The following is a 2870-nucleotide window of genomic DNA, read 5'->3' on the forward strand; positions in this document are numbered from 1 at the left end:
AAAAAAATTAAACAACCTGAGTCCTTATGAATATAGGACTCAGGCTGCTTAAATGTTCTTTTTTATTCCTGTCTACTTGACAGGGGTCACTTCATCGGAGTGACGTCCTGCTTCAAAATATCTCACGCTATCATCATAACACGTCTAAACAGAAATATTCTGTCGTCTTTCTGTCAAAAATCTGCCGTTTTTCTGTCACTTTTTTCTCTACATAATATTAAATGTTTTTTCAAAACATTTAAGACTCTTCCCTCGAATGTGCGCCCTTTAGCTTTTTCCTTATTCAAAAAATGTTAGGAGATACCCAGGTATCAAAACAAGTAACTTGTTAAGGATATTTTACTTTCATGGTGAAAATAGGAGGAAACCTCCTAAAATTCACCTCTTTTCTTCTAGTTGTTTCATAAACCTTATCGTATTTCATACAGATTGGCAAAGTTTAGAAAAACATTGCTTTTTCCTTTTTTTATATCATTTAGATGAATAAAACTTTCTTCTCTTGGATTGTTGTTAATTAACAAGAAAAACCGCTCTTTGCTAGATGAAGTGATTTCTTTTGGAATAGGGATGATAAAATCCTGATCTTTTGGTTGTTCAAGCGTATAAGAAAGAGATTGTTTTCCTCTTACTCCATATATATTTCCTTCCATATCAAAAAACATGATCTCCTCCACCATTTTGTGCGGACTTTGATCAATTCGAACATACCGTGCTTTATTAACCTCTTCTACTTTTAAAGGAGTGAAACGATCATTTAACAAAACAACAGATGGCAGACCAAACTCGTTGCTTTTACTGTTTTCCTTCTTAAATATCTTTTGAACATTATCCAATTTTATATGTGATGATATTTTAGAGAAATCATTTTTATTTCTTTTACTTACTAATACCTTCGTTACAGGTATGTTTTCCGTAAAAAATTGTTTTTGATCTTTATCAATTAAAATAGGCAAATACTCACTAAAATCATAATTATTTGATACTTGGACACGAATCGGAATTTTTAAGGATCCGTTTCCTTTCATATGAATATCATAATACGTATATTTTTTATTGTTAATCGAAAATTTGATAAATTTTTGATTATGGAAAATAAACAGACGAAAGTGACGATCTCTATCTTTTAGACTATCAATGATAAAGTTGAACGTGAATTGTTTCATTCCAGATTTTAAAGAAACAATATCAACCGATTCATTATCAATCATCCACTTTTTTTTCAGTTTCGAATCAACTGTAAATGAAGTTGCGGTATCAGGAATAAATCCAAGCTGTTCCTGCGCATTATTTGGTATAATAAAATGTTCATTTTCATGGAAAGAGATAGTATCACTTGTATGTAAGGGTTGTCTATTTTCTTTTTCACTTTCTTTTTCATTTTCTTTTTTTAAAAAATTATTGCATCCTGAAAACAGCAATACAGAAAGCATGATGAGTGCTATAATCAAATAGCTTTTTTTTCGACCCATTTTATCATTTTCCACCTTCCGTTTTCACCTTGATGAAAAAGCTCAAAATGCCGAGGCATTTTGAGCTTTTAGTTTTTATTAAAATCTTATACTATCTCCTGTATCAGCCATATACGTATTAGTAGAAGTTGATAATGTGTGATGAGAAGTAGCTCGATATTCCCATCCAGAAGGAACACTTCCTGGATAATGAGAAACTGTTGCTGTATCAGTAGTTTTTCCTAACCCAGTATCTTGCTTAGTACCTAGAGAGTTTCCATTAAGCATTAACGTCGTAGTTACTCCATGAGATGAAAGAGTAACTTTACTCGTCGTTTTTCCAACAGCCTGCACTTCACTAACAGGATACGCATTTGGAGTAATTCCTTTTATCGACGAAGATGCCGAAGATTCTGAAACATAAATATACGTGGAGCCTGTCCCTACTGTGGATATAGAAATTGATCCTTGAGCCGTCACTTTTCCGTTTTCTACTACTGCTCTCAAGTTTGCTTCATTGCTATAATGGATGGCATTTTCCCATAATTTTGAAACACTGTCTTTATTCTCTTCTGCAAAAACTCCTCCTGAAGAAAAAGAAATCAAAGAAGCGGACAAGGCTGTGGCAAGTCCGAATTTCAAAAACTTCATTTTCTTCATTTCCTATCCTCCATTTCTTATTTTTTACAATTTCATTATAAATTATTAAAAATAAACTCTCAATAGTAAATTTTCAAAAAATATACTTTATATTACATTCTTTTAATTAACTGCCTTAGTTATACTCAGACCCAAGAATTTCTTACGACTTCCATCAAAAATAATTGGTTTCTAAAAAAGGAAGAAACCTTTCGATTTCTTTCTTTTCTACCTCGTTATAAGTTCCAATCATTCGATACCATTTAACTAGTTCTCAATCTCATTGACTACTAATTGGACATAGCCGTTTTTAAATATCGAAATCATCTAGTTGCTGAGTTGTTTCGGAGATGGTATTTCACTAGTTTGACAGTATAAAGTTTAAATTATTTATCAAGACTTTTTCCCACATTAGACACTCCCTAAATGTTAATTAGTTTTATTGTAGCGTCTCTATATAGATTCAGATTAATTTTCCGACATAACCACCTGTCCGATGCGCTGGAGCACTCTTTCTGGAAATTCAGAAAGGTACTCCAAAAACGAAACAATCGATTCTCTCAACTCCTTTCGAGTGGGATGGAACCGATTGGCAATGACACTTTCTTTCAGCCAGCCCCAAATTCGTTCAACTAAATTTAAATTCGGCGAATAAGGGGGTAAGAATACAAAAGTTAACTGCTCTTCACGCTCCTGTAAAAAAGGCTGAAGAACTTTGGCATGATGAATTTTTGCGTTATCCAAGACCATCACGACATGTTGATCTGGATACTGGTCCAATGT

General features: G+C 33.0%; 3 protein-coding genes. All 3 read right to left on the minus strand.

All coding sequences use genetic code 11. The features are described 5' to 3' along the window. Positions 1-410: 410 nt before the first annotated feature. On the minus strand, positions 411-1484 hold the full coding sequence (locus HNR31_RS18380) for a hypothetical protein (RefSeq protein ID WP_309505751.1): 1074 nt from the start codon (positions 1482-1484) through the stop codon (positions 411-413). A 63-nt stretch (positions 1485-1547) separates the two neighbouring features. Beyond that, positions 1548-2108: a hypothetical protein gene (locus HNR31_RS18385; RefSeq protein ID WP_181557613.1), complete on the minus strand. Its 561-nt coding sequence runs from the start codon at positions 2106-2108 to the stop codon at positions 1548-1550. A 447-nt stretch (positions 2109-2555) separates the two neighbouring features. Beyond that, positions 2556-2870 (minus strand): transposase (locus HNR31_RS18390; RefSeq protein WP_181557614.1); only part of this gene is annotated, 315 nt, incomplete at its 5' end.

It is taken from the genome of Thermaerobacillus caldiproteolyticus (assembly GCF_013761245.1).
In the GTDB taxonomy this organism is placed as follows: domain Bacteria; phylum Bacillota; class Bacilli; order Bacillales; family Anoxybacillaceae; genus Thermaerobacillus; species Thermaerobacillus caldiproteolyticus.

What these genes read in the sequence shown, in the direction of transcription:
- HNR31_RS18385 (WP_181557613.1), bottom strand. Translation starts at nt 2,108, where the DNA reads ATGAAGAAAATGAAGTTTTTGAAATTCGGACTTGCCACAGCCTTGTCC.